Below are 6,326 nucleotides of genomic sequence, written 5' to 3'. Positions count from 1 at the left end.
ACGTTAATTCTCAGTGCGATCTATGGCATAACGACATTAGTAACAGGTCAAGCCTGCAGCATAACCTATTGTCAGCCGAAGGAGCCGGAGGATTTACATAAATTTCTGAAAAAGAAAAGGGGTGAAGAATGTGAAAGCAATTAAAAAGCTCATGCTGAAATACGGTTCGTCATTGGCAGCCCTTGCGCTGATGATTGGAGTCGGTTCCAGTTCTAAGGCTTGCTGGTGGTGGTACAATCAGCCCAAAGAGCCTGAAGGCATGAAGAAATTCACAAAAGAAGACTGATAAAAAAGCAGGAGCGGAGCGCTTCTGCGCTCCGCCACTGCGGAAACGGAGGAGAAGTTATGAAACTTAAAAGCAACTTCAAACGAATACTTTCCGGCGTAATGAGTTTAGCTATGGCGGCAACTCTTGTACCCAGTATCCCAGTACTGGCAGAGGATTTTACAACGCAGAATTATGTCTACGACAATTATGCTGTTTCCTACAATGTAACTAATTCATGGGGTGATACGGAGGTTGTTTCCGTTACGTTATCCAACACAGGTGACAGTACAATTGAAAACTGGATGCTGTACTTTGATCCAAACGGCAGCACTTCAAGCATTTGGGACGCACAGTGGGCTGAGACGTCTACCGGAGTTTCATATGTTAAAAATGCAGGATATAATGCACGGATTGAGCCTAATTCCTCGATCACTTTTAGCTATACAGTAGATAATTGTGAAGCTGTTCCCGAAGCTTTTAAGCTTTGTCAAGGGCGCATCAATAAGGAATCCGGTTACGATGTTCAGCTAGTTGTCAACGAAACATGGGGAGATAACTTCAATGGAGCTATCGTAATTACTAATAACACCGATTCCCCTATTGAAGCATGGGAACTTACCTTTGATACAAACTTTACCATTACCGAGATTACGAATAGCTGGGCAGCTACTGTAACTGAGTTAGAACCGTATAGCTATCGTTTGAAGGGAACATATACAGGCACCGTATATGCTAATTCAAGCGTAACACTTGGTTTTACAGGCGTTAAGAACGGTGATCCGGAAATATCTAACACTTCATTGACAGAAGTCGTTGCGAATGAAAGCCTTATTGACTTCATAAAGAATTATCCGGATGGAGTTTCAATTTATGCCTACGGCGACTACAATAACGAAGCGAATGCAATAGATATTGAATGGTATACCGATTATGAAGCCGAGGTTTTCGATGTATGGCAGTCTGATGATAATGAAAGCTACACCTTGGTTTCAGAAGTTTCGGATGCTGACTCGTATCAGTATGTCATCACTGAGGATTTTCAAACAAAATATTTTAAAGTTTCAATTCCTAATGATTTCGGTGAAACAATCGAGTCTGTTCCCTTTGTTGTAACAAAAACAGAGGATGAATATTCTGTTGATTTTCTTGACAGCGACGGTGACGGGCTTCCGGACATTTATGAGAATATGATCGGTACAGATTTGAATAATCCCGATACTGATGGGGATGGTCTGACCGACTATCAGGAAGTATACGTAACAGGAACGGATCCCACAAAGTATGATTCGGTAACCGATGGTGTTTCGGACGCAGACGCTGATCCTGACGAAGACGGATTGACCAATGCACAGGAGATAGAGTTGGGAACTGATCCGCAGAATGACGATACCGACGGCGATGGTTTGAAAGGCGGAGAAGAAGTGAATGATTATCACACCGACCCGTTGAATCCGGATACGGACAGGGACGGTTTGCCGGATGGGGATGAGCCGCATATCGGGCTTGATCCGAGTGATCCTGAGACGTTTGAAGTACCTGACGCAGATTTTGTTTTTGAGCAAAGTATTCCTGCGGAGAGCAAGGCTCTGGAGGATATTAATACAGAGGATAACGCTTACGAGTTGACAGTAGAATTCAAATCTTCGGGCTATGCGGTAAACAGCGCAGAGATCAAGCAGTCGCCGTACTCGAATGCGATAAAAAACGACGCAGTTCTCGGAAAAAGTGTAGAAATCTCTTACGAAAGCACTTGCAAAGTTGACGAATGTGTGCTATACTATAAGATAAAGGATAATTATACCAATAATATAAGTGATAAGTATACAGCATATACGGAGGAGCTTGACGGTATAAAGCGTTTGCAGGCATTCAGATTTGATGAAGATCTGCATATGCTGCTTCCTGTGGAAACTACATATGATTTAGAAAACAATACCGTCATTTGCGAGGCAAGCGAACTGGGAACGTATTGTCTGATGGATATTGAAATGTGGCTGGATAGTCTGGGATTTGAGGTTGAAGAACCGGAGATTGCGGTGATGGCGTTAGCCGAAACAGTCACAGAAGAATTTATTGAAAGTAGCATGATAAAAGCAAACTATAATGGACATACCTATGGAATTTGCTCGGTTTCCGGCTATGACTGGGACAGCGCAGAGGATATCTGCGAGGCGCTCGGCGGACATCTGGTAACAATAAACGATTCTGACGAGCAATGTTTCATTGAAGAAAAACTGCTTTCAAAGGGTACGAAAAATTCTTATTGGATAGGCGGACAGTACACCTCAAGTGGCTGGAGATGGCTTACTGGAGAAGATTTCAGCGCATATACCAAATGGACTCCGACACAGCCGGATAATTATCTCGGACAAGAAGATAAGCTGATGATGTACAGAAATACAAATTCGCTGTGCACGTCGGGAACATTCGGCTACTGGAATGATTTAAATAATGACGGAACATGCAATGGTGAGGCATTTTTCGGACTGAATAATTTTGGATTTATATACGAAAAAGATAGCTACAAACCAAAAACATACTATATAGTTATCGGAAATAACTTCAAAAAACTCACACTGGTATCACCTCTAAAAAGAGGAGCATGGACAAACAGCGATACCGACAGTTTGACGGATTGGCAGGAGTTTGACAGCAGGAACAGTATGCTTGCATGGGATTCGGATAATGAACCTGTGCTGCCCACTTTGAAAACTGTGCTGAAATTAAAAGGTGACGTCAAGATATCGAATGAACTGACAAGGGAATTAAACGGTTTAGATGATTATCTTGATGTTGTGAGGGTTGCGCCGTTTTTGAGTGATCCTACGGTGGAGGATACGGATGGGGATAATCTATTAGATAATTTTGATCCAAAACCAAAATCCGTCAATAATAATGGCGCAGTCATGAAAGAACTGTCAATAGAAAGAATTTATAATGCATATATGCTGCATTTAGAAGACAATGTTTCAGAAGTATATGATATATATACGGCTACAGGAAAAGATAGCGAAATGAGCTGGGAAGAATTTATTGAATTTTATAGTGGTGTCGTTGATTTTAATTTTTCCTTAAAGAACGCTAGCGAAACAGAGTTGAAAATAACAACATTACAAAGATGTTTGGAATATTTAGGCTTTTTGGATATGGGAGGGTCGGCGTATGGTGCAATGGGGGGAGCAACTCAGTCGGCAATTCAAAATTTTCAGCTTAATTATGGATTGAATATTTCCGAACAAGTTGAATTTTACGGTAAGTGGTTTATAGAAATTGATGATATAACATATTTGACCATCGCTAATGTTGCTGCTAATCATGGATTCTATGTTGGTGACAAACCTGTTGAAGCACATACAGAATATAAAATGCTTTGTAATTTAACTGCAGAAGGCTATGGTAAAACATTTTTTGATTATATTCCGAGTGTGGTTCCGATATTAAATATTGAACAAATCAACAATGATATTTCAATCTATAGTGATATTAACGGCAAATTTGATACTGTATACTATTTAGATTATACGGAACCATTAAAGAACATTATAACAGATATGACAAATGCAGCGGAAAGCTTTATATACTATCCTTCATTTAACGGATATGTTCAATTCTATACCAATGTTAATCATGGAGGAATTTGGGATGTGAAAGTACGGGAAAGTTGGAATAATACGATATCAACTATTCATTATTTTTCTCAGGGTTTCAAATTTGTATATAATGATATTATTATGAATTCTGAAAACTTAGGAAATTATCTATATGGCTGTACTGGTCATGCTACAGGATTTACTTTAAATATCTTATATAAAGGAAGCGGATATGCCGCTAGTACTGGTAATACTATTGATAATCAGGATGACTTAGATTTCATCAAAAGGGGATATGATTATTATGATGAAATATGTTAAATATGTATTGATGAGTTTCATATATGCTCTTTTGTTTAATTTAACTGCATATTTAGGAGCAGGGATAGCTTCTGTTATTTCTATATTTATTTTTTTTATTATTTATGCAGCGGTACAGTTGGCTTTTTTTGTTAAGTTAAGCAGCCATAATATAAAAATATATTGTTTGGGTGTTATATTGACCATTTGTTTTTCTGTTATAATCGGTTATATATTTTACGATACTGATTTTTTTATTCATATATTTATGGCTTTCAACGGTGATTATGGAACACCTAATGCAGGAAGCGGCTTCGGTATGATTCTAAGTTATAGTCTTAATGGGATAGCATTACTTTGTTCAATTCTAATTGGTATATATAATATACTGACTAATCGACAGCAATAAGTCTAAATAGTTCAATCTAAGTTAGGTGGTATAGAGCAGCCTCAATATTTACAGAGTTATTATATTTTTTCTGCTCATTTTTTGCGAATAATTTTAATTAATGTAGGTGTCTGGGTTCAGCAATATTTTATACATATCATAACTAGGAGGAATTGTAGTGAAAAAAATAGCATAGTAGCTGTTATATTTACATTGATTGTTTCTATGTTTTTATCTTCACGAAACATTGTATATGCGACAGAAGATAAAGCAAGGGCGATAACAATTCATATGCAAGGACTATCTGATGAGGCGTATTATGTTGATCTTCTTGTAAAGATTAAAACTTCTGATCCGGTATACACTGATTTCAACAGCAAAATGCCAAAATAAATGGTTTTGATAAAATGGTTTATTACAAATCCGGCCACAGCTTTTCCAGGAACTAATTTTTCTACTACAGGATGTGTCGGAGAAACGGAGATTGCAACTGATTGGTGGTATTCGATTGGTGATGCTGATTCTGCAATGAGCATGCATTGTGCAAAAAATAGAAATGGTTATATTGCAACTATAACATATAATTTAATTGATTTCTATGATTGGGAGTAAGGCTCTCCTCTTCGAGGCGGTCTTGTTACTGATGGAGAGATGTATGAATTACATGAAGCAGGAATGGCAAGAGAATATAAATCTGTTGGAACTTATACAAGGGTCATTACTTGGAACAAAGGAGGTCGAATGAATGAATCAATTCTTTGGTAAGTTAAAAAACTGCAATCATTCTAATTGTTTTATTGATTGACCCTCTGAAAAAAAGTCTGTAAAAAGTCAGTCAACTGTGATATAATAAAAATAACACAGGAGGCTGATTTTTTATGGCAAGAAGAAAAAGAGAACCAATGAGCGAGGGGAAGAAGAATATCATCGCAGAACTGATCGAGGAGTATGATATCAGGACAGCAAAGGATATAGAGGATGCTCTCAGGGATTTGATGGGCGGCACTATACAGGAAATGCTTGAGGCAGAGCTGGATGAACCCTTAGGGTACAGTTCATATGAACGCTCGGACAACTCCAATTACCGTAATGGTAGGAAAACCAAGAAGATACGTGGAAATTTGGGCGAAACAGAGATCGAAGTACCACAGGATCGAGACGGAACATTTGAGCCAAAGGTGGTAAAAAAGCGTCAAAAGGACATCTCCGGCATTGAACAGAAGATCATTTCGCTGTACGCAAAGGGCATGACAACACGCCAGATAAGCGATACCATCGAAGATATTTACGGATTTGAGGTCAGCGATGGTATGGTATCCGACATCACAGACAGACTTCTTCCGCAGATAGAAGATTGGCAGAATCGTCCGCTTGATGAAGTGTATCCGATTGTTTTCATCGATGCAGTACACTTTTCAGTGCGTGATAACGGGCAGATCAGGAAGCTGGCTGCATATGTGATTCTCGCAGTAAATTTGACAGGTCACAAGGAAGTTTTATCCATACATATTGGAGAAAACGAAAGTGCAAAATATTGGCTTGGAGTCCTGAATGAGCTGAAAAATCGCGGCGTAAAGGACGTCCTCGTGATATGTGCCGATGGCCTTTCGGGTATGAAAGAAGCCGTAAATACGGCATTTCCACAGACAGAATTACAGCGTTGTAACGTTCATCAAGTAAGAAACACGCTGAAATATGTTGGTGCAAAAAACAAGAAAGAATTTTCCAACGATTTGAAAACCATTTATCACGCACCGTCTGAGGACGCTGCGCTTGAACA

The 6,326-nt window shown here is 38.9% G+C and carries 5 protein-coding genes; all 5 read left to right on the top strand.

What is annotated here, in order from left to right; all coding sequences use genetic code 11:
- Nucleotides 1-130: 130 nt before the first annotated feature.
- Nucleotides 131-286 carry a cyclic lactone autoinducer peptide gene (locus tag DW015_RS12745; protein WP_022126621.1) on the top strand — a complete coding sequence of 52 codons (156 nt, stop codon included), beginning with the start codon at nucleotides 131-133 and terminating at the stop codon, nucleotides 284-286.
- A 59-nt stretch (nucleotides 287-345) separates the two neighbouring features.
- Nucleotides 346-4,179 (top strand): polymorphic toxin type 44 domain-containing protein, encoded by a 3,834-nt coding sequence (locus DW015_RS12740; RefSeq protein ID WP_117905896.1) that lies wholly within the window; start codon nucleotides 346-348, stop codon nucleotides 4,177-4,179.
- Entirely contained in the window at nucleotides 4,163-4,567 is a 405-nt protein-coding gene (locus tag DW015_RS12735; protein WP_022287682.1) for a hypothetical protein, read from the top strand. Before DW015_RS12740 ends, DW015_RS12735 begins: the two co-directional genes overlap by 17 nt.
- A gap of 372 nt (nucleotides 4,568-4,939) precedes the next feature.
- Entirely contained in the window at nucleotides 4,940-5,158 is a 219-nt protein-coding gene (locus DW015_RS13520; RefSeq protein WP_147338992.1) for a hypothetical protein, read from the top strand.
- Nucleotides 5,159-5,424: 266 nt separating this feature from the next.
- Nucleotides 5,425-6,326 (top strand): IS256 family transposase (locus DW015_RS12730; protein ID WP_242993295.1); only part of this gene is annotated, 902 nt, incomplete at its 3' end.

The organism is Ruminococcus sp. AF37-20 (genome assembly GCF_003460465.1).
Taxonomy (GTDB): Bacteria; Bacillota; Clostridia; order Oscillospirales; family Ruminococcaceae; genus Hominimerdicola; species Hominimerdicola aceti.
This window is presented reverse-complemented; position numbering and strand designations above follow the sequence as displayed.

Coding starts and splice junctions, on each gene's coding strand:
- DW015_RS12740 (WP_117905896.1), top strand. CDS start 346: ATGAAACTTAAAAGCAACTTCAAACGAATACTTTCCGGCGTAATGAGT.
- DW015_RS12735 (WP_022287682.1), top strand. CDS start 4,163: ATGATGAAATATGTTAAATATGTATTGATGAGTTTCATATATGCTCTT.
- DW015_RS13520 (WP_147338992.1), top strand. CDS start 4,940: ATGGTTTTGATAAAATGGTTTATTACAAATCCGGCCACAGCTTTTCCA.